Raw genomic sequence first — 17,645 nt, forward strand, 5'->3', positions numbered from 1 at the left:
GTCCTGCGGGGGGCAGGTTGCCCCGTTCTAACCAGTTGGAGACAATCCCATGAAAGTTCGCGCATCGACCACGCTCGCTTCGATGATTCTTGTCGGCCTCGTTGCCGTCTCGCTTCCGGCCCGCGCCGCCGTGCCTTGCGAAGAAATGCTCAAGGACATGCGGGCCGCAAAAGCGACGGCAACCCTCAACGACGCCGACAAGGCGAAGGTCGACGAACTGGAGGCCAAGGCGGTAGAGCGTTGCAATGCCGACGACGACGCCCGTTCCGACGCATTCCTCACCGAAGCGATGAAAATCATGGGCAAGTGATTGCCTGAACACGGAAGGATAGCCGTCATGTCACACGCCATCACCCCATCCGGCTCCGGGCTGAACCGTGTTCCGCGCGTTACCGCCGACTTCTGGCTGATCAAGCTCATGGCCGTTACCATGGGTGAGACCGCCGCCGACTATCTCGCCGTCAACCTCGGGCTGGGATTGACGACCACGTCACTACTCATGGCCGCGGTTCTGGTGGCGGTGATGGCGCTGCAACTCGCGCAGAAGCGCTATGTGCCCTGGACCTATTGGTCCGCCGTCGTGCTGGTCAGCGTTGTCGGCACGCTCATCACCGACAATCTGGTCGACAATTTCGGCGTGGCGCTGCAAACGACGGCTATCGTCTTCAGCGTGATGCTGGCGGCAACCTTTGTCTGGTGGTACAGGTCGGAAGGCACGCTGTCGATCCATGCCGTAACCACGAACCGGCGGGAAGCGTTCTACTGGCTGGCGATCCTGCTGACGTTCGCGCTGGGCACTGCCGTCGGAGATCTCGTCGCCGAAGTGTTCGGCCTCGGATATCTGACGACCGGCGTCATCTTCGGCGCCATCATAGCGGCCATTGCAGGGGCCTATTACGCGCTGCGCCTCGATGGAATCCCCACATTCTGGCTGGTCTACATTCTTACCCGGCCGCTGGGCGCATCCTTCGGCGATCTCCTTTCGCAGCCGACCGAGTATGGTGGAATGGGTCTGGGCACGACTTACACCAGCCTCGTCTTCCTGGCGGTGATCGTGGCGACTGTCTCCTACATGTCCTTCACCTACAGGCCAGAGGTGGTTCAGGCCGAACATGTGAGCTAAGTCGCTTCACCATCGCGATCCCTTGAGAGCCAATATCAACCACCCCGCGATTTCCACACGCGGGGTGGCTTTTGATGAATAGAGCGATTTTGTCGTTATTTCATGGCATTATTGGTGGTTCATGCAGTGTCTTATGAAATGGACCATGGCCTGTGAGAGATCAATCCTCACTTCGAGATTACCGCTTGAAAATAGCACAAACGACGATGGCCCCGGAACGGTTGTTCCGGGGCCATCGTCTTTGAGAGCTCGGCGATATTACTCGCTATCTTCGCCGTCGGCATGTTCACCCTTGTCATGGGTATCGGCGGTGGTAGCAGCTTCGCCGGTGAGGCCGTTGACCGCGATCGTCTGACTTCCATTCGCGGTCATCAGTTCCACTTCGTAAGTGGGCTGGTTCTGCTCGGGATCGAGCGCGGCATTGACGGCTTTGCCGCCGAACGCCTTCTCCGCCGCGGCGATCGCGTCGGAGAGGCTGACCTTTGCCGTTTCGAGGCTGGCGTACTCCTTGCTGTCGTCCTGGCCGGCAGCCAAGGCTCCCGTAGCGCTCGCGCCACCCAGCGTCAGGGCAACGAGAACCGCTGAAAGCGCCGTATATTTTCTCATGACTTATCTCCTTGTTACATTACGGCCCGCCGTGCGAACCGCAATGCAAGATGGGTGTCTATATTGTCCGGCACTTTGAGCACGGCTTACGGTTTCGTAAGCTTGTTTCAAGCTATGCTGATCAACGTGCAATGTGGGATCGGCATTTTAGGGCTTTTTCCAAGACATCCTTCGCTTCATCCGACAGTTGCCAACATGGAGATTTTTGAAGGAGACAGCGGGTTTCGGGCGGGCCGTCTTGAGGTGATCAACACAGGACGACGGCGTCGATTTACGGAAGATGAGAAGCTGCGGTCGTGCAGGAAGCCATGCGCGAAGAGGCCGTGCGTCGGCCACAGCCCGTTAGTAGCATCAGCCGATCCCTGTGAGACCGTTGGCGCAAATCGTTCAACAGGGTTTGCATGGCCAAGAAACAAACCGACGGTTTTGTGCCAGCGTTTATCATTCCGGAGACTTTTGTGCCCGTGAAGCTGGTCACGCCACCTGCTGCGATTGAGCATCTGGTATCCGTTGAATATACTGATGCGCCATTTGGTAACTTCGCCCGGTTCACTGACTGGAACGGTGCGGGGGCAACCGTCACGGACCGCCAACGACCGTGAGCGCGACGAACACCCCACCTTTCCTTTTGCGATCGCGGCCGCGAGAACAGCTCCTTCACCGATAGGAGCGGAACGGGATGGTCGAAGATCGCGCTGATGCCATGCTTGAAGCCATGGATGAAGGCATGCATGAAGCCAGGCATGAGGGAAAGTATCGTCGGATCGAGGTGATCACGGGTCGACGCCAGCGGCGGAATTGGACCGACGAGGAGAAGGCGCGGATCCTTGCCGAAAGTGCAGAACCTGACGTGAACATCTCGGCGATCGCCCGGCGCTGGGGCGTCAATCGCGGTCTGCTGAACGTCTGCTGCTTTCTTCCCCTGCGAACAGGTTCGCATTCCTCGCGAAACAAGAAAGCCGCTCCCGGCCGTCCTCCACTTCGTTCTGTCCCTTGAGGGTGCGGCGTCGATCGCCGTCGGTCCTTACACCGCCATCGAGGTCGCGACAGGCGCGGCCCGAGCAAACCGGAAAGGATCACGACAATGGCAGTCATCGGCGAATTCACAACCAACGGCAACAACTCGATCATCGGCAACGTGCGCACGCTCACGGTCAGTATGAAGGCCCGCCTGAACCCCATCGAGCGCGTCTCGCGCGACGCCCCGGACTTCCGCATCACCGCCGGCAACGGCGTCGAGGTCGGCGCGGGCTGGAAGGCGGTCTCCAACGACGGCGAGGAATACATCTCGGTCAAGCTGGACGACCCGAGCTTCAACGCCCCGATCACCGCGGCCCTTTGGCCGAGCGAGAAGGAAGGGGAATACGCCCTTATCTGGAACCGGCCGAAGCGGGAGGCCTGATCCCGGCTCTCGAGGAGCTCCGCCGAAAGGCGGGGCTCTTCTTCTTATCTCATCATGAAGCCGGTCGCGGGCATCGAGCCCGCCTCCGGCTTTTTTCGGCGCCATACGGAGAGGTAGGGGTCTGCTCAGATCGTCCAAGGATGCCATAGCAGACCGAAGGCCTCGAGGACGAGTGGTCAACCCCCAATTTCGCGTAGCCGGCTGCGCCGCCAACACGAAATCGGCTCCCCCACTCGCCGGCTCCGCCGGTCGCGTTCCGCGCTCCCCGACCCCTCCGCTCCGCCATGACGCGAGCCGTCGTCTTTCACAAACGTCAAGGAGACGACGATGACGATTTCCCTCGAAACGCAAATCGAACAGCTTCGGGCTGAGTTGCGGAATGCGGTCGATGCGGCTGAGCGCCGCTTGTCCGACATCAGCGCCCATGAGACAGAATTGGTTTAATTGAGAAGAGAGGATTTTCGGCTCATCGTAGCTCATTCAAAGGAAGCGAAGATGAGACAGAAAACCGGGCCGCAGACATCGTCGGCCGAGAAGACGATCAAGGATATTCGCCGCGCGACGCGCAAGCTGCATTCGTCGGAGGAGAAAATTCGCATTGTGCTGGAAGGTCTGCGCGGTGAAGACAGTATTGCCGCGATCTGCCGCCGCGAAGGGATCGCCGAGAGCCTGTATTATAGCTGGTCGAAGGAATTCCTCGAAGCTGGCAAGAAGCGGCTAGCCGGTGACACCGCGCGCTCGGCGACCAGTGACGAGGTGAAGGCGCTGCGCCGTGAGAGCCGCGACCTGAAGGAGGCGCTGGCTGATCTTACCCTGGAAAACCGCCTGCTCAAAAAAAGCATGATCGCGGATGGGGGCGACGAAGAATGAGATATCCCGCCACCGAGAAGCTTGAGATCATCCGGTTGGTCGAGCAGTCGCATCTGTCGGCCAGGCAGACACTCGACAAGCTCGGCATTCCAAGGCCGACCTTCTATCGCTGGTATGATCGCTTCCAGACCCACGGTGTTGAGGGGTTGGAAGACCGGACATCCGCGCCGTCACGGGTGTGGAACCGTATCCCTGACGATATCAGGGATCGCATCATCACACTCGCGCTCGATCATGCCGATCTGTCGCCACGCGAGCTGGCGGTGAAGTTCACCGACATGGAAAGCTATTTCGTCTCAGAGGCTTCGGTCTACCGCCTGCTCAAGGCCCATGACCTGATCACCTCGCCAGCCTATATCGTCATCAAGGCCAATGACGAGTTCAAGGACAAGACCACGCGCCCGAACGAGATGTGGCAAACCGACTTCACCTACCTGAAGGTCATCGGCTGGGGATGGTTCTACCTTTCGACCATCCTCGACGACTTCTCACGTTACATCATCGCCTGGAAGCTGTGCACCAGCATGAAGGTGGACGATGTCACCGACACGCTCGACCTGGCACTCGCCGCCTCAGGCTGCGATAGGGTCAAGGTCGAACACCGGCCGCGCCTATTGTCCGACAACGGCCCGTGTTACGTCGCCTCCGATCTCGGCGAATGGCTGGACAAATACAAGATCGATCAGGTTCACGGGGCTCCCGGCCACCCCCAAACGCAGGGCAAGATCGAGCGCTGGCACCAGACGTTGAAGAACCGCATCCTGCTCGAAAACTACTTCTTCCAGGAAGACCTCGAAGCCCAGATCGCAGCCTTCGTCGAGTATTACAACCATCGCCGATACCACGAGAGCCTCAACAATCTCACACCTGCCGACGTCTACTTCGGACGCGGCCAGACCATCTTGCTCGAACGCGAAAGGATTAAACGAGAAACCATCAGACAGCGCCGCTTGAACCACCAGGCCAAAGCGGCTTAAATCAACCCGCAAACCGAGCCGGAAACTCCATTCTTCCAAAGCCCAAAAAGTCTCAAATCATTTGACGACGGACAGAAACGCACTGGATACCCGGCTCCCTTTGCTGCGGCAGTCATCTCGGCCGCCAGTACAGTTGGTCCGATCATACCGCCCAGCATTCCGTTCATCCTCTATGGGACCCTCTCCGGGGTCTCAGTCGGGAAGATGTTCGCTGCAGGCGCCCTTCCCGGACTGGCAATGGCTGCTAGCTTTCTCATCATCATCGCGATCATGGGCCGCAAGGCCGATCTTCCGAAGGACGAGAGAGGAAGCCTTCCGCAAGCCCTTCGAGCGCTTTCCGATGCCAGCCTTGCTCTAGTTATGCCCATCATCATTCTGGGTGGCATCCTGTTCGGTATATTCACAGCGACTGAAGCTGCGGGCGTGGCAGTCGTTTACGCGCTCATTGTTTCCATCTTCATCTACCGAGAAGTCCGGTTCAGTGAACTCTTTGGGATCGTTCTGGATGCAGCAAAGAGTGCGGCGATTATAATGTTCGCTATCGGTGCAGCAGGTCTACTGAGTTGGGTCATCAACTATTCCCAGATGGCCTTTGAGCTTTCTAGCATCTTGACAGCCGTGACAACCGACGGAACCGTGATGCTGCTTCTAATAGCATTGCTGCTTTTGGTGCTTGGATGCTTCATGGAGGCGACGCCTCTCATCATCATCCTGACGCCGGTGCTGCTTCCGGTCGCAACCCAGCTTGGTGTGGACCCGATCCATTTCGGCCTCATCATGGTTATGGTTCTGATGATCGGATTAATCACCCCACCGGTCGGAATGGTGCTGTTCATCACCGCTGGGATCGGTAACGTGAGCATCTTGAGCGTTGCCCGGAGCTGCATACCTTTCATGGTCGCAATCGCAGTCGTCACCATCCTTGCCATCGTCTTTCCCGCTTGGGTGCTCTGGCTCCCAAGCTTGGTCTGACGCCAAGTAGCGCTGGAACAGGATACTGCTTCAGCGCACCATGAAAGTCGTCACCACTGCAATAGCGTTGCCGTCACCGACCGCTTCGAGCTTCCACTACGTTTTGCACTCTTGTGGGCTTCAAGGAGAAAATCATGAACAGTCTACCTGCACACGTCCGGGAAAAATTAAGTGCGGTCAGCACCGCTACCCTCTGTACTGCTCTCTTCAAGCGTGGCTTGCGGAACCAGTTCGTTCAAGATGTGCGTCCCGTGAATGCAAAGCCCCACAACATGGTGGGAGAAGCTTTTACGCTCCGTTACATACCGGCCAGGGAAGATCTCAATCCGATTACCGTGTTCGAAGATCGTGCGCACCCGCAGCGCAAGGCGGTCGAGGAATGCCCAGCCGGTGCAGTAATGGTCATTGACAGCCGAGGGGACCCGCGCGCCGCTTCGGCAGGTGGAATCCTTGTCGCGCGGTTGATGATGCGAGGTGTCGCCGGCATCGTCACCGACGGTGGCTTCCGTGATTCACCTGATATCGCGAGTTTGCCGATTCCAGCATATCACAAACGTCCGTCTGCCCCAACGAACCTTGTGCACCATCAGGCGGTCGATCTTAATGTTCCAATCGCTTGTGGTGAGGTGCCCGTCTGGCCAGGCGACATCATGGTTGGGGATGCCGAGGGAGTGGTGGTGATCCCTGCGGGAATTGCCGAAGCGATTGCGGACGAAGCGGAGCAGATGACGGCGTTCGAGGACTTCGTACAGGAACGAGTGCTAGATGGCTTTTCCATCATCGGTCTCTATCCGCCGGTCGAACCCCAAACGCAGGTGGATTTCGCTGCGTGGCGAGCAGCGAAAGGTCGCTAAGGTGAACCTTGCGTCCTTGGCGGCTCAGGCTGCCAATCCGAAAGCATGGGCAATGCCCGCTAGGAGCAGGCTATGCGAGACCGATCGCAAACGCGGGCCGCGAACGGAAATTTGAGGAAACGAGTAGAATGAGCGGAGATTTTGGAGAAGGAGTGGGGCATCCGCCGGTGGCCCCAGCGGTTGAAGCGCAGCGGCTCCCCAGGCGCTTACGAAAGATCTTTGCTCTTGAGGATCTAGAACCAGAAGCTCGTCGTTTACTCCCGCGGCCAATTTTCGGATACGTCGCAGGCGCCGCGGAGACTAACGCCTCTCTTGCAGACAACCGGCGGGTTTTTGAGGAAATTCAGTTTCTCCCGCGTGCTCTCGTCGATGTCTCGGAGCGTACGCTGGATACGACGGTAATGGGAAGCAGTTACTCACTGCCGTTCGGCGTAGCTCCAATGGGCGTATGTGCTCTCACCGGTTACCGTGGAGACCTCGCTCTCGCACGAGGCGCTGCCAAAGCGGGCATTCCAATGATCATCAGCGCCGCTTCCTTGATCCCGCTGGAAGAGATCGCGGCTGTTGGTTGTGGCGTTTGGTACCAAGCCTATCTCTCGGGGGATCTTCAAGAAACGGCCGCGATGATGGATCGCGTATGGCAAGCGGGAATCAGCACATTTGTGATCACTGCTGACAGTGCCGTTGTGCCCACCCGCGAAAACAACTTGCGCAACGGCTACAGATCGCCCCTGAGACCGGACCTTAACCTGCTGTGGGATGGCATTACGCATCCTTCATGGTCCATTGGGACGTTCCTTCGAACTTTTGTCAGGCATGGAACCCCCCATTTCGAGAACGCGACCCCAGAACGAGGCGCCCCACTCTTGTCGCGCCGTGCTGTTCGCGATTTCTCAGGCAGAGAGTTTCTCAGCTGGCAAAACGTTCGTTTCGTACGCTCCTCTTGGAAAGGAAGGTTGGTTGTTAAAGGACTGCTCCGACCGGATGATGTGAAGTTGGCACGCGAGATCGGTGTAGACGGAATCATCTTGTCAAATCACGGGGGCCGTCAGCTGGATGGCGCTATCTCCCCGATGCGCGCCCTTCCAGCAGCGGTTGAACAGGCTGGGACAATGGCCGTGATGATCGACAGTGGCTTTCGAAGGGGCACCGACATCTTAAAGGCAATCGGCCTCGGGGCTCAAATGGCGTTCATCGGGCGCCCCTTTAATTATGCCTCAGCTCTTGCCGGCGCGGCAGGCGTTGATCACGCTATCAATCTTCTTCGCGGTCAGCTTCGGGCGGACCTTGGCATGCTCGGTCTGCGCACCCTACTGGAAATGCGCGCAGAGATGCTGTTCACGAAAAATTTTCAAGCTCTTGGCCTCGGGTCTTATACGGAGGGAGATAATCCAGATCATCGCTCCCGCCGCAAGTCCATGGGGAGCGGACCAGTATGACCTGCCCAGCGCGCAAGGTCTTCTATAATTTCGAGGCACTCCTTCCATCTATGACCTCATGCAACGCTTGCTGCCGCAGGGTTTAGGGTTCAGACTCAATCATAGCCAGAACGCGACGAGGGTGGCCAAGGCGACTGCGGAGAGGAAGTTTCTGGCAAGCTTGTCGTAACGCGTTGCGACGCGTCGGAAGTCTTTCAGTCGGCAGAAGGCGTTCTTGATGAGGTGGCGGCTCTTGTGCGTTCGGCGTCGTATTGGATCGGCCTTGTGCGATTTGAACGGCCAGGTATCACGGGGACGATTGCGGACTGGCGCAGTCGCTTTCGCAGACTGTTGGCGTCATATCCCTTGTCCGCAAGAAGATATCGCGCACCCTTCAGACCAGCCAGCAGGTGTGGCGCGACCGGGCTGTCTGCCGCATTGCCACCGGTCAGCATGAATGCGAAAGGGCGACCGATCACGTCGGTGAGGACGTGGATTTTGGTGGTTTGCCCGCCGCGCGAAGGTCCGATAGCCTGATTTTTCGCCCCCCTTTGCCGCCATGGGCCGAGCGGTGCGCCTTGACGTAGGTGCTGTCGATGGAGGTGCTTTTGGTCGAAGGTGCAAAGCTCGCCGCGGTGGCTCCAGTAAACCTCCTCAATGTCGAAGGGTGTGGCGCTGAATCGGTCGGCAACAGCCGATACCTCCGCGGCAGGTACAAACAGGAAGACCGCCGATGGGTCGACGAAGCGTCGGATCAACCAAGGACAGGCGATACGGTCGATCTTCGGCCGCGAGCGGGTCACCCAGACTGTACGGCCGCGGCTGTCGCGGGCTGGCAGCTTCTCTTCGGGGACAAGCGAAGCCTTCGACGCACGCCAGGCCTCGAAGCCGCCTTCAAGAACCTCGGCAGCCTTACCGACGGCACGAAGATGAGCGGCAACGCCGTGGCCGAGCTTCTGGCCCTTCTGGCAAAGAACGACGGATGGCCCGGTAAGCTCCTCCGCCCAGTCCGTCACAGCGCGGTAATCGCGCCGTACCGATCCCGGTATGAGGCGGGTATCGGCAGCGAAGTCCTCGGCGTTGCGGACGTCGATAATGGTCGGCGCGTTCGGCGTGCCGATGATGCGGTTCAGCTTGTCGGGTGTGATTTCAAGAAATGACGGCATAGCGCGTCCCTCCGGTTTCTCGGGTTCAAAGGACGCGATTCTTCGGCCGTGGCCTCGTGGGGCGATCGCTACCCCATAGGTGAGGATTTGCATCACGCCCGCGCGATGTCAAGATCGATCCAGGTGAGGGCTCCCGCTCGCAGCATACCTCCTCCGAACCGCAGTTGCCAGCTGACGAATTATAGTATACCCCCCTATAATAATTCACGGTATTTCGCGGAGCGCGGCAGTTATGAGCACCCCCCACACGCATGGTCACGTCCATGATCATCGCGGCGAGCACGCAGATCATGTTCATCGCGCGCTGAACGCAAAGCACGAACACGTCTTCCTCGGCGGCAATCACGATCGCAACGCCCAGCGCACCTGGACGGTCATTGCCATCACCGCCTCGATGATGGTCGCCGAAATTGTCGCGGGCAACATCTACGGATCGATGGCGCTCGTCGCCGACGGCTGGCACATGTCGACGCATGCGGCGGCGATGCTGATCACGGCGCTCGCCTATCTCTATGCCCGCAAGCACGCCACCGACAGCCGCTTCTCCTTCGGCACGGGCAAGTTCGGCGACCTCGCCGGCTTCGCGAGCGCGGTGGTCCTGGCCTTGGTGGCGCTGCTCATCGGCTGGGAAAGCCTGCTGCGGCTGCGTTCGCCGATCCCGATCGATTTCGAGCAGGCGATTTTCGTCGCGGTCATCGGCCTCGTCGTCAACCTGGTTTGCGCCTGGCTGCTCAGGGGCGACCATGCGCATCATGGACATGGCCACGATCATCATGGCCATCACGGCGGCGGAGACAACAATCTGCGCGCGGCCTATATGCACGTCCTGGCGGATGCGTTGACATCGGTCCTGGCCATCGTCGCGCTTCTCGCCGGCAGTCTTTACGGTTGGTCGGCGCTCGATCCCGTCATGGGCCTCGTCGGCGCGCTGGTCATCGCCAGGTGGTCCTGGACCCTGATCCGCGACACCGGCGGCGTCCTGCTCGATTTCGTTCCCGACGGCGAAGACCTGCCGGAGGAAATTCGCGGGATCATTGTCGCCGAGGGCGGCGAGATCGAGGATCTGCACGTCTGGCAGCTTGGCCCGGGGCATCACGGCGCGATCGTCTCGATTGTCGCCGCCGAGCCGAAAGCACCGTCCTATTATCGGGAAAAGCTGGCGGCGATCCACGATCTCTCGCATGTCACGGTTGAGGTCGAGGCCAAAGCGGCCTAGCAAGCCCGTTCAACCTGTCACGTCGTCGGGGAGCCGTTCCTATGTCCCATACCAGCCGAGAGAAGACCAAGCTCATGAACCGGGTCCGCCGGATCAAAGGACAGATGGAGGCGATCGAACGCCACCTCGACGAAGAGAAAGGCTGCGCCGAGGTTCTCCAGTTGATCGCGGGCGTGCGCGGCGCAATCAACGGTTTGATGGGCGAAATCATCGAAGATCATATCCGCCACCACGTCGCCGACGGCACGCTGGCGCAGTCGCAAAGAGACGACGGCGCACTCGAACTCATCGACGTCGTCCGCGCCTACATGAAATAACAATCGCCATGAAAATCGAACCTCCCTGCACCGACGTCTGCGCTTTCGATCCCCGCAAGAAATGGTGCGTCGGATGCGGCCGCACGCTCGAGGAGATCAAGATATGGAAGAAGCTCACACCCTTCCGGCGGCAGGCCCTGTCGAACGATCTCAAGCACCGGATGAAATGGATTGAGAAGAACGACGCGGCGAAGCTCAACCGCTAAGAACCCAGCCCCAGAGACTGGCAGCGCCCGGCCACGCCTTTGGAGGACGGCCGGATTTATTGGCGAAGCAAAAGCACCCGCCCATCCCAGTTCGCGGCAGTCATGCCGTCGCGCATGGCAAGGCGCCCCATCGGAAATTGACCGGCCAGCACATCGCGCGGTGCGTTCGCCTCCGTCCGGACCTGCGCCCAACTGAACAGTGAGACGGATCGAACGACCCGCTCCTCGACGACCGAGCCTATCCACACTTGCGACGAGATTCCGCCGGCAATGTCCAGATCGGCGGACCATAGCCGGAGCACCAGCCGCGCGTCGTTCGACGTGCCCTCATGCACGACCGTCAGATCTGGAAGCCGGCCGCTGGCAAGCCGGGCAACGACCGGCAGCGCGGCGGGATTGGCATCCGGCGTCAGCCAGGTCAGGGTGTTGCGAGGTGCCCAGGATACCGGGTCGCGCCATCCTTTGCCTGCCAAAGCCTCATGAATGCCACTCAGGCTTCCGGCCCATTGGACGGTCAACGGTTCTTCGATCTCGCCGGTCAGATCGATGCGGTACGCCGGCAATTGGCGCCAGCCGGTCGTCCACCAGGTCTCGGCGGGTATCGTCGGCGTCGACATCTTGACGGCATAGCGCCCGACATCCAGCGCATGATGCCGGTAGACATTGAGGCCGCCGGCCAGAGTGAGCGCGATGCACCCGACAAGGGACAGTGCTTTTGCGCTGATCGGTTCGGAAGCCTTGCGAAGATAGAAAAAGCCCAACAGGGCAAGCCAGACCGTCCCGAACGCCAGCCCGCCGATCACGTCGGAGAACCAGTGGGCGCCGAGATAGAGGCGAGAAAATGCGATCAGGAACGTGAAGGACGCGGCGCTTGTTGCGATGGCGAATTGCCAGGCGGGACGCAGGTCCCGCGCGATCAGGAACGCGAGAAAGCCGTAGAGAATGAGGTTGACGGTGCTATGGCCGCTCGGGAAGGAAAACGCGCTCCAGCCGTTGTAGAACAATTCGCCGGGCCGGGCGCGGTGGAGCGCGACCTTGATGACCGTGTTGAGCGCGGAGCCGCCGGCAACGGCGGCCAGCCAGTATGCGGCCGTGCGCCAGGCGCGCTTCCAGGCGAGCCACAGGAACACGATGATCGTCACCGAGGCCACGACGACCGTATCGCCAAGCTCAGTAATAGCGATCATCACGGCGTCGCCGGGGGCGGTGCGCAGCGCCTGTAGAGCCTGATAGATCGAGGCATCGGCGCGTATGAGCGGATCGCCGCTGACGACATCCTCGAGAACGCCGAGGAACAACCAGGCGCCGCCGAGAAGCAGCGCGGCTAGCCGCGCCAATCCCTTGGCCTCGGGTCGCGACCGGTCAAGCAGGCTGGCGATGGCTTGCACCCAGACTGAATCGACGTGGCCAAGGCGGATGCGGAGGCGTTGCCCGGCCGCGACGGCAGCCGGTACGCCGCGCTGCAGCGCGAAGCGCACGATGTGAGCCATCGCCCAGATCACCACGGCGACCAGGACGGTTATGATCGCCAGCGGCTCGGCGGCTGGTCCGAACAGGCCGAACACAGCGCCGACCAGCGCACCCGGCAGAATGTGCGACGGCGCCCAGACCAATGCGGAAAGGATGTTGGCGACATAGAAGCGGCGCGACGACATCTTCAGGATGCCTGCGATGAGTGGAATGAAGGCCCGCACGCCGGGGACAAATCGGGCGATAAAGACGCTCTTGTCGCCGTGACGGGTGAAGAAGGCTTGGCTGCGGGCAATCAGTTCCGGATGACGGTTCAGCGGCCAGGTCTGGAGGATTTGGCTTTGGTAGCGATGGCCGATCCAGAAAGAGAGGCCATCGCCGATGATAGCCCCGGCCGTCGCCGCTGCGAGCAGCGGCCAGAGCGTGACGACGCCGCTCGGCACAAGGGCGCTGATCGCAATGATGACGGCCGTACCGGGCACGAAGACGCCGACCAGCGGGATCGATTCCGACAGCGCGAGAAGCAGTACCACCGCATAGGCGAGACGCGGATGCGCCGCGATCAGAGTGGTGACGGAGGAAAGAAAGGACGCCACCATTCTCCTGACCTACAGGATACCGGTGATCATTCGGTCCACGCGGGTTCCCTCCCCGTAGAGGCAACGCACCTGCACGGCGGCGATGATCGCCGTCAAAGCGCCGCCGAGGACGTCGCTGACATAATGCGTGCCGATATAGACGCGCGAAACCATCACCAGAACCGCCGCCGCCAGGAACCAGAGCCCGAGCCGTCGCACGCCCTGCAGCAGGAACGCCGCGGCGATGGCGATGGTCGCCGTCGCGTGATCGGAGGGAAACGAAGGATCGGCGCTTTGTCCGATCAGGAGATGCGTGACGCCGGCGTCGTAGGGTCGTATCCGATGGACGGCAAGCAGGATCAGTTGATTGAGCGCGAGGCCGAGCAGGAACGTCAGGCCCGCGGCGACCAGCCCGTGCCGGATATGGTGCCGGTCCCCGCGTCGCCACCATTGTCCGGCGACCGCCAGGACAAGGAGCGGAACACCGATCGCCGAGATCCAGATCATGAGGAGATCGAGCACGGGGCTCGTTCCAGCGGGGCTGTTGATCGCCCTGGTCAGTGCTGCATCAAGCTCGTTCATCGCGATATCCAGACCCAGATTTTGGTGCGCGCTCGGCGCGATTGTCGTTCGGCAGATGTTTCGTCACGTCAGGCACGGTCCGGCGCCTTCAGCCGGCCGGCCATAAAAACCAGACCGGCCACAGTCAGCACGGCGAACGCGGCGCCGGCGACAAAAGTCCCCTGCGGGCCGACGACGTCCCACAAGGCTCCGGCCATCACGCTTGCAGCCAACAGCGCCAGCCCGGTGACGAGGTTGAACATGCCGAAGGCCGTGCCGCGCAGTTCCGCCGGCGCGCTCTCGGCGATCAGGGTCGCAATGAGCCCCTGGGTGAAGCCCATATGCAGCCCCCAGAACACGACACCGACGCCGATCCCCAAAAGGCTCGGCGCGAAGGCGAGAACCAGATCGGCGAGGATGAGCAGCACCATGCCGACGATCAGGATCGTCACCCGGTCCATCCGGTCGGACAGGATGCCGATCGGATAGGCCGACAGCGAATAGGCCAGGCTCATGAGCACCAGCACGATCGGGACCAGCGACAGCGGCAGCCCGATCGACTGGGCGCGCAGGATGAGAAAGGCTTCGCTGAAGCGGGCAAGCGTGAACACCGCCGCGATCGCCACCACCCACCAATAGGCAGAGCCCAGGCGGCGCAATTCGTCGCGATGCAACGGCATTCGGACCTTGCGCAGTGTTTTTGGCCGCTCCGGTTCCTTGATGGCGAAAAGAATGACGCCGACCGACAGGAATGCCGGGATGACGGCGACCCAGAACACGGTCTGGAACCGATCCGCCGTCAGCCACATCAACCCGATCGCGAGCAGCGGCCCCAGAAAGGCGCCGATGGTGTCGAGCGACTGGCGCAAGCCGAAGCTCGCGCCACGCAGTTCCGGCGGCGCGATGTCGGCGACGAGGGCATCGCGCGGCGCCCCCCGGATACCTTTGCCGATACGGTCGATGAAACGGGCGGCGACGAGCCAGTCGAGCGAGGAAGCGAGCGGAAAGATCGGCTTGGTGAAGGCGGCCAGCCCGTAGCCGATGGCGGCCAGCAGCTTGCGCTTGCCCAGCCAGTCGCTGAGCGCGCCCGAAAAGACCTTGCTGATCGAGGCGGTCGCCTCGGCGATGCCTTCGATGAAACCCACGGCAAGGGCCGATGTGCCGAGAACCGTCACCATGTAGACGGGCAGCAACGCGTGGATCATCTCGGACGAGATGTCCATCAGCATCGAGACGACACCGAGCGCCCAGATGCCGGCCGGAATGCGCCGGCGAACCGAAGTGGATGCCGCGTCGGCCGCTACCGCGTCTGGCGTGTCTGGTTCGGCCATCTCATCGGTTCTCGTCATGGGCATCGAAGACGCGTTGGGCATAGCCGTCGAGCAGCACCTCGCAGGCGCGCAGACGGTCCGCCGCCTCGTCGGCCAGCGTTCCGCCGTAGAAATCGAGCTTCCGGATTTTTTCGAGCCAGCCCTGCAGCTTCTTGAGGTCGGTGTCTTCCTCTTCAAGCTCCGCATAAGTGAACTTGTTGATGGCAACCTCCTTGGCGATCTCCGCCTCGAAGTCGGCGCAGCGTCCGAGAAATTCGCGATATTGCTCATCCCGATCGGCCTTGAAACGCGAAACGACTTTCTCCTCCTGGGCACGGTCGAGCGCCACGGTCTCCAGGATGACCGCCTCGCCGCCCATTCCGGCAACATCGTTCTCCAGCATCTTCAGGCGGCGCACGTGGTCATCGGTATTCGGCAGCAGGCAGACGCCGTTTTGCAGGTAAACCGCGCCCATGCCTTTCAGGCGTCGCCAGAGTGCGATGCGTTTGGCGGCGGGTTCGGGCGGGACCTTGTAGGTCAGCAGAAGCCAAGAGGGCGGTGTTGTCATGGCACATGACTATTGTAACGACCGTAACATTGCAAGTGAACCGATACCAGAAACAACACTTGTCCATTACTCCTCGTCCACAGCACCCGTAACCTGCTGCATGAACGCATGTCGGTGATTACCGCACCTGCGGGTGGCTCGATTCGAACCAGCCATCGTCATGAAATGGCGCTGCTTTCTGACAGACACCTGAAGGCTTCCTTGGTAGGGCAAAGCGGTGTCATACTACCTGTAAAATGATGCGCGGCGCTGAATGGGCCGAACTATGTGCAGCTCGGAGGATGTCCGAGCCGCGCATTTCTGGCGTGGTTAGCGAGAGGTGGCCATAATCTCCCACGGATCATAATCGTGGTTATGTGCAGGTTCACATAACCATGAATTTTTCCCATGGGCGGCTCATTGAGCCGCCGTTCCTGAGTGCCGCTTGCGAGCGGCAGGCCGCAAGGGAGGCTTCGCCGCGGCCGACCCGGGCATTGCATGATCCGACAATTGTCAGCCGCGCCCTGGCGGCCTTTGCTCTTCGCGGCTGGTGGAAGCGTGCCCGAGACGAGATGGGCAAGGAAATGCGAGGAAGAAGAGGCATGGACAGAAGAGAGATAGAGGCGCTGCGCGAACGGGTGAAGTGTGCTGCCGTTCTCGAGCAGACGGGCTTCGCCATCGATATGAAGGAAAGCACGCGGCGGGCAGTGAAGTTTCGACGGGGGAGCGAGATCGTCATCGTCACCCATGAGGGGCGCGGATGGTTCGATCCGCTCAGCGATGCAAAGGGCGACGTGTTCGGTCTCGTCGCGCATCTCGACCATGTCGACTTTCTCGCATGCGCCGGACGTGTTGCCGCGCTCGTCGGTTTTTCGATCACGGAACCGGAATGGCGGTCTCCAAAGATAGAGCAAGACTACGACCTCTCTTTGTCCGAGCGATGGCAAACACGCCGCCGTCCATGGCCCGGTTCTTCGACCTGGGTTTATCTCGATGGTCAGCGTTTCCTGCCGGCATCTTTGCTTCGCGCCGCGATCAGGCAAGATCGTCTGCGCGAGGGGCCATATGCCAGCATGTGGGCAGCGCATACCGACAGCGCCGGAGCCGTCACCGGTTGGGAGGCGCGGGGTCCCGAGTATCGCGGTTTTGCCTCCGGAGGGACGAAGGTTCTCTTCCGCCTGGGGCCGGAAACAGCATTGCGCCTGGCTGTCACGGAAGCTGCGATCGACGCCATGAGCCTCGCCGCCATCGAGCGGTTTCGGGATGGAACGCTCTATATCAGCACCGGCGGCGGATGGTCGCCGTCGACGGAGGCGGCGCTGCGGCAGATGGCATCGCGGCCCGAGGCTCTGCTGGTTGCGGCGACAGACGCCAATCCGCAAGGCGAGATGTTTGCCGAGCGGTTACGGGCGCTCGCTGACGACGTCGGCTGCAACTGGTCTCGCCTTCGCCCGCCGGCGGACGACTGGAACGAGGCCCTGAAAATCAGGGAGAAAGAAAAGAGGGAAAGGAAGGAAGGCGGCGTGCCGCATTCGCACCGTCCGCGTCAAGGGAGGCTTCGCCCGGCGGAGCCGGCCCTTGACCCGGCCGGCCGCGATGCCGGCGGCAGGCGAGGTGTCATGAAGGACTGAAGAGGATGGCAAGGTCGAGAGGACAGTGCCGCGTTTCGGTCCGGACCACTCCGAAAGAGCCGCAGATGAACCCCTCTCCCGCAACCCGCAAGGTCTTCCAGGGCGTCGCCTCACGCCAGCAAATGTTCCGGATGTTCGATCGGCACGCCCAGCGTCCGAACCGCTGGGAGGGCGACGCTGCCCCGCTCTATGCCGGCGAATGGTTCGAGATCGCCGAGACTGAACATGATTACATGTTCGAAATCCTGCCGCCACTCTGGATCCGCGGATCGATGTTCGCGATGCGCGAGTATCTTACAGGGGGTCAGAACAAGAGCTGCTCGAAATCGTACGCTAAGACCGAACGGAGCGGGAACGTCATGCAGCGCGGAGGATTCTTCCAGGAAGTCGCAATGGCCTGAAGCCTTCGGGCATCTGCTGC

The 17,645-nt window shown here is 60.8% G+C and carries 18 protein-coding genes and 3 pseudogenes; 14 read left to right on the top strand and 7 right to left on the bottom strand.

Translation table 11 applies throughout. From position 1 onward, the window contains the following. The first annotated feature begins 82 nt into the window (after positions 1–82). A complete protein-coding gene (locus L0976_RS26665) occupies positions 83–310 on the top strand; it encodes a hypothetical protein (protein ID WP_234189927.1) in 228 nt (75 codons plus the stop codon). Between the two features lie 27 nt (positions 311–337). Then, the gene (locus L0976_RS26670; RefSeq protein ID WP_234189928.1) at positions 338–1,123 is read left to right on the top strand and encodes a hypothetical protein; all 786 of its coding nucleotides are present in this window, start codon (positions 338–340) and stop codon (positions 1,121–1,123) included. A gap of 258 nt (positions 1,124–1,381) precedes the next feature. Here L0976_RS26670 and L0976_RS26675 read toward each other — a convergent pair whose 3' ends face one another. After that, positions 1,382–1,729 (bottom strand): PepSY domain-containing protein, encoded by a 348-nt coding sequence (locus L0976_RS26675; RefSeq protein ID WP_234189929.1) that lies wholly within the window; start codon positions 1,727–1,729, stop codon positions 1,382–1,384. A 401-nt stretch (positions 1,730–2,130) separates the two neighbouring features. Here L0976_RS26675 and L0976_RS26680 point away from each other — a divergent pair, with 401 nt between their 5' ends. From L0976_RS26680 to L0976_RS26710, 7 genes and pseudogenes are all read left to right on the top strand, one after another. After that, positions 2,131–2,331, top strand: coding sequence for a hypothetical protein (locus tag L0976_RS26680; protein ID WP_234189930.1), 201 nt, complete (start codon positions 2,131–2,133; stop codon positions 2,329–2,331). Between the two features lie 77 nt (positions 2,332–2,408). Then, positions 2,409–2,636, top strand: a pseudogene (locus L0976_RS26685) (transposase); the annotation flags it as partial. 177 nt (positions 2,637–2,813) lie between these two features. Next, the gene (locus L0976_RS26690) at positions 2,814–3,131 is read left to right on the top strand and encodes a DUF736 domain-containing protein (RefSeq protein ID WP_064334949.1); all 318 of its coding nucleotides are present in this window, start codon (positions 2,814–2,816) and stop codon (positions 3,129–3,131) included. A gap of 495 nt (positions 3,132–3,626) precedes the next feature. Then, a protein-coding gene (locus tag L0976_RS26695; RefSeq protein WP_234189931.1) for an IS3 family transposase occupies positions 3,627–4,978 on the top strand; the annotation gives its coding sequence in 2 pieces (ribosomal slippage) (positions 3,627–3,963 and positions 3,963–4,978; 1,353 coding nt in all). After that, positions 4,979–5,950 (top strand): TRAP transporter large permease, encoded by a 972-nt coding sequence (locus L0976_RS26700; RefSeq protein WP_370643873.1) that lies wholly within the window; start codon positions 4,979–4,981, stop codon positions 5,948–5,950. A 134-nt stretch (positions 5,951–6,084) separates the two neighbouring features. Beyond that, a complete protein-coding gene (locus tag L0976_RS26705) occupies positions 6,085–6,804 on the top strand; it encodes a ribonuclease activity regulator RraA (protein WP_234189932.1) in 720 nt (239 codons plus the stop codon). A 128-nt stretch (positions 6,805–6,932) separates the two neighbouring features. After that, positions 6,933–8,243, top strand: coding sequence for an alpha-hydroxy acid oxidase (locus L0976_RS26710; RefSeq protein WP_234189933.1), 1,311 nt, complete (start codon positions 6,933–6,935; stop codon positions 8,241–8,243). A gap of 99 nt (positions 8,244–8,342) precedes the next feature. Here L0976_RS26710 and L0976_RS28815 read toward each other — a convergent pair. Both L0976_RS28815 and L0976_RS28820 read right to left on the bottom strand, forming a co-directional pair. Beyond that, positions 8,343–8,501 (bottom strand): annotated as a pseudogene (locus L0976_RS28815) (transposase); the annotation flags it as partial. Beyond that, positions 8,438–9,388: a chromate resistance protein ChrB domain-containing protein gene (locus tag L0976_RS28820; RefSeq protein WP_370643872.1), complete on the bottom strand. Its 951-nt coding sequence runs from the start codon at positions 9,386–9,388 to the stop codon at positions 8,438–8,440. The gene L0976_RS28820 and the pseudogene L0976_RS28815, both read right to left, overlap by 64 nt. 232 nt (positions 9,389–9,620) lie before the next feature. On the opposite strand from L0976_RS28820, the gene dmeF reads away from it, so the two are divergent. From dmeF to L0976_RS26735, 3 genes are read left to right on the top strand one after another with little or no spacing between them, the layout of a single operon-like run. Further along, a complete protein-coding gene (dmeF, locus tag L0976_RS26725) occupies positions 9,621–10,604 on the top strand; it encodes a CDF family Co(II)/Ni(II) efflux transporter DmeF (protein WP_234189934.1) in 984 nt (327 codons plus the stop codon). A 41-nt stretch (positions 10,605–10,645) separates the two neighbouring features. After that, a complete protein-coding gene (locus L0976_RS26730) occupies positions 10,646–10,921 on the top strand; it encodes a metal/formaldehyde-sensitive transcriptional repressor (RefSeq protein ID WP_234189935.1) in 276 nt (91 codons plus the stop codon). 8 nt (positions 10,922–10,929) lie between these two features. After that, entirely contained in the window at positions 10,930–11,127 is a 198-nt protein-coding gene (locus L0976_RS26735; protein ID WP_234189936.1) for a DUF1289 domain-containing protein, read from the top strand. Between the two features lie 56 nt (positions 11,128–11,183). Here L0976_RS26735 and L0976_RS26740 read toward each other — a convergent pair whose 3' ends face one another. The 4 genes from L0976_RS26740 to L0976_RS26755 form a co-directional block, all read right to left on the bottom strand. Beyond that, entirely contained in the window at positions 11,184–13,196 is a 2,013-nt protein-coding gene (locus L0976_RS26740) for a bifunctional DedA family/phosphatase PAP2 family protein (RefSeq protein WP_234189937.1), read from the bottom strand. A gap of 9 nt (positions 13,197–13,205) precedes the next feature. Continuing rightward, on the bottom strand, positions 13,206–13,757 hold the full coding sequence (locus L0976_RS26745) for a phosphatase PAP2 family protein (RefSeq protein WP_234189938.1): 552 nt from the start codon (positions 13,755–13,757) through the stop codon (positions 13,206–13,208). A 68-nt stretch (positions 13,758–13,825) separates the two neighbouring features. Further along, positions 13,826–15,067: an MFS transporter gene (locus L0976_RS26750; RefSeq protein ID WP_234189939.1), complete on the bottom strand. Its 1,242-nt coding sequence runs from the start codon at positions 15,065–15,067 to the stop codon at positions 13,826–13,828. 1 nt (position 15,068) lies between these two features. Continuing rightward, positions 15,069–15,614: a Chromate resistance protein ChrB gene (locus L0976_RS26755; protein ID WP_234189940.1), complete on the bottom strand. Its 546-nt coding sequence runs from the start codon at positions 15,612–15,614 to the stop codon at positions 15,069–15,071. 581 nt (positions 15,615–16,195) lie between these two features. On the opposite strand from L0976_RS26755, the gene L0976_RS26760 reads away from it, so the two are divergent. Together L0976_RS26760 and L0976_RS26765 are read left to right on the top strand one after the other, a co-directional pair. Next, positions 16,196–17,224 carry a DUF3991 and toprim domain-containing protein gene (locus L0976_RS26760; RefSeq protein ID WP_234189945.1) on the top strand — a complete coding sequence of 343 codons (1,029 nt, stop codon included), beginning with the start codon at positions 16,196–16,198 and terminating at the stop codon, positions 17,222–17,224. A 65-nt stretch (positions 17,225–17,289) separates the two neighbouring features. Beyond that, a pseudogene (locus tag L0976_RS26765) lies at positions 17,290–17,526 on the top strand (DUF1419 domain-containing protein); the annotation flags it as partial. Positions 17,527–17,645: the final 119 nt, after the last annotated feature.

The sequence above is a fragment of the Shinella sp. NM-101 genome, assembly GCF_021401195.1.
Lineage (GTDB): Bacteria > Pseudomonadota > Alphaproteobacteria > Rhizobiales > Rhizobiaceae > Shinella.

Coding starts and splice junctions, on each gene's coding strand:
- L0976_RS26665 (WP_234189927.1), top strand. CDS start 83: ATGATTCTTGTCGGCCTCGTTGCCGTCTCGCTTCCGGCCCGCGCCGCC.
- L0976_RS26670 (WP_234189928.1), top strand. CDS start 338: ATGTCACACGCCATCACCCCATCCGGCTCCGGGCTGAACCGTGTTCCG.
- L0976_RS26675 (WP_234189929.1), bottom strand. CDS start 1,729: ATGAGAAAATATACGGCGCTTTCAGCGGTTCTCGTTGCCCTGACGCTG.
- L0976_RS26680 (WP_234189930.1), top strand. CDS start 2,131: ATGGCCAAGAAACAAACCGACGGTTTTGTGCCAGCGTTTATCATTCCG.
- L0976_RS26690 (WP_064334949.1), top strand. CDS start 2,814: ATGGCAGTCATCGGCGAATTCACAACCAACGGCAACAACTCGATCATC.
- L0976_RS26705 (WP_234189932.1), top strand. CDS start 6,085: ATGAACAGTCTACCTGCACACGTCCGGGAAAAATTAAGTGCGGTCAGC.
- L0976_RS26710 (WP_234189933.1), top strand. CDS start 6,933: ATGAGCGGAGATTTTGGAGAAGGAGTGGGGCATCCGCCGGTGGCCCCA.
- L0976_RS28820 (WP_370643872.1), bottom strand. CDS start 9,388: ATGCCGTCATTTCTTGAAATCACACCCGACAAGCTGAACCGCATCATC.
- dmeF (WP_234189934.1), top strand. CDS start 9,621: ATGAGCACCCCCCACACGCATGGTCACGTCCATGATCATCGCGGCGAG.
- L0976_RS26730 (WP_234189935.1), top strand. CDS start 10,646: ATGTCCCATACCAGCCGAGAGAAGACCAAGCTCATGAACCGGGTCCGC.
- L0976_RS26735 (WP_234189936.1), top strand. CDS start 10,930: ATGAAAATCGAACCTCCCTGCACCGACGTCTGCGCTTTCGATCCCCGC.
- L0976_RS26740 (WP_234189937.1), bottom strand. CDS start 13,196: ATGGTGGCGTCCTTTCTTTCCTCCGTCACCACTCTGATCGCGGCGCAT.
- L0976_RS26745 (WP_234189938.1), bottom strand. CDS start 13,757: ATGAACGAGCTTGATGCAGCACTGACCAGGGCGATCAACAGCCCCGCT.
- L0976_RS26750 (WP_234189939.1), bottom strand. CDS start 15,067: ATGGCCGAACCAGACACGCCAGACGCGGTAGCGGCCGACGCGGCATCC.
- L0976_RS26755 (WP_234189940.1), bottom strand. CDS start 15,614: ATGACAACACCGCCCTCTTGGCTTCTGCTGACCTACAAGGTCCCGCCC.
- L0976_RS26760 (WP_234189945.1), top strand. CDS start 16,196: ATGGACAGAAGAGAGATAGAGGCGCTGCGCGAACGGGTGAAGTGTGCT.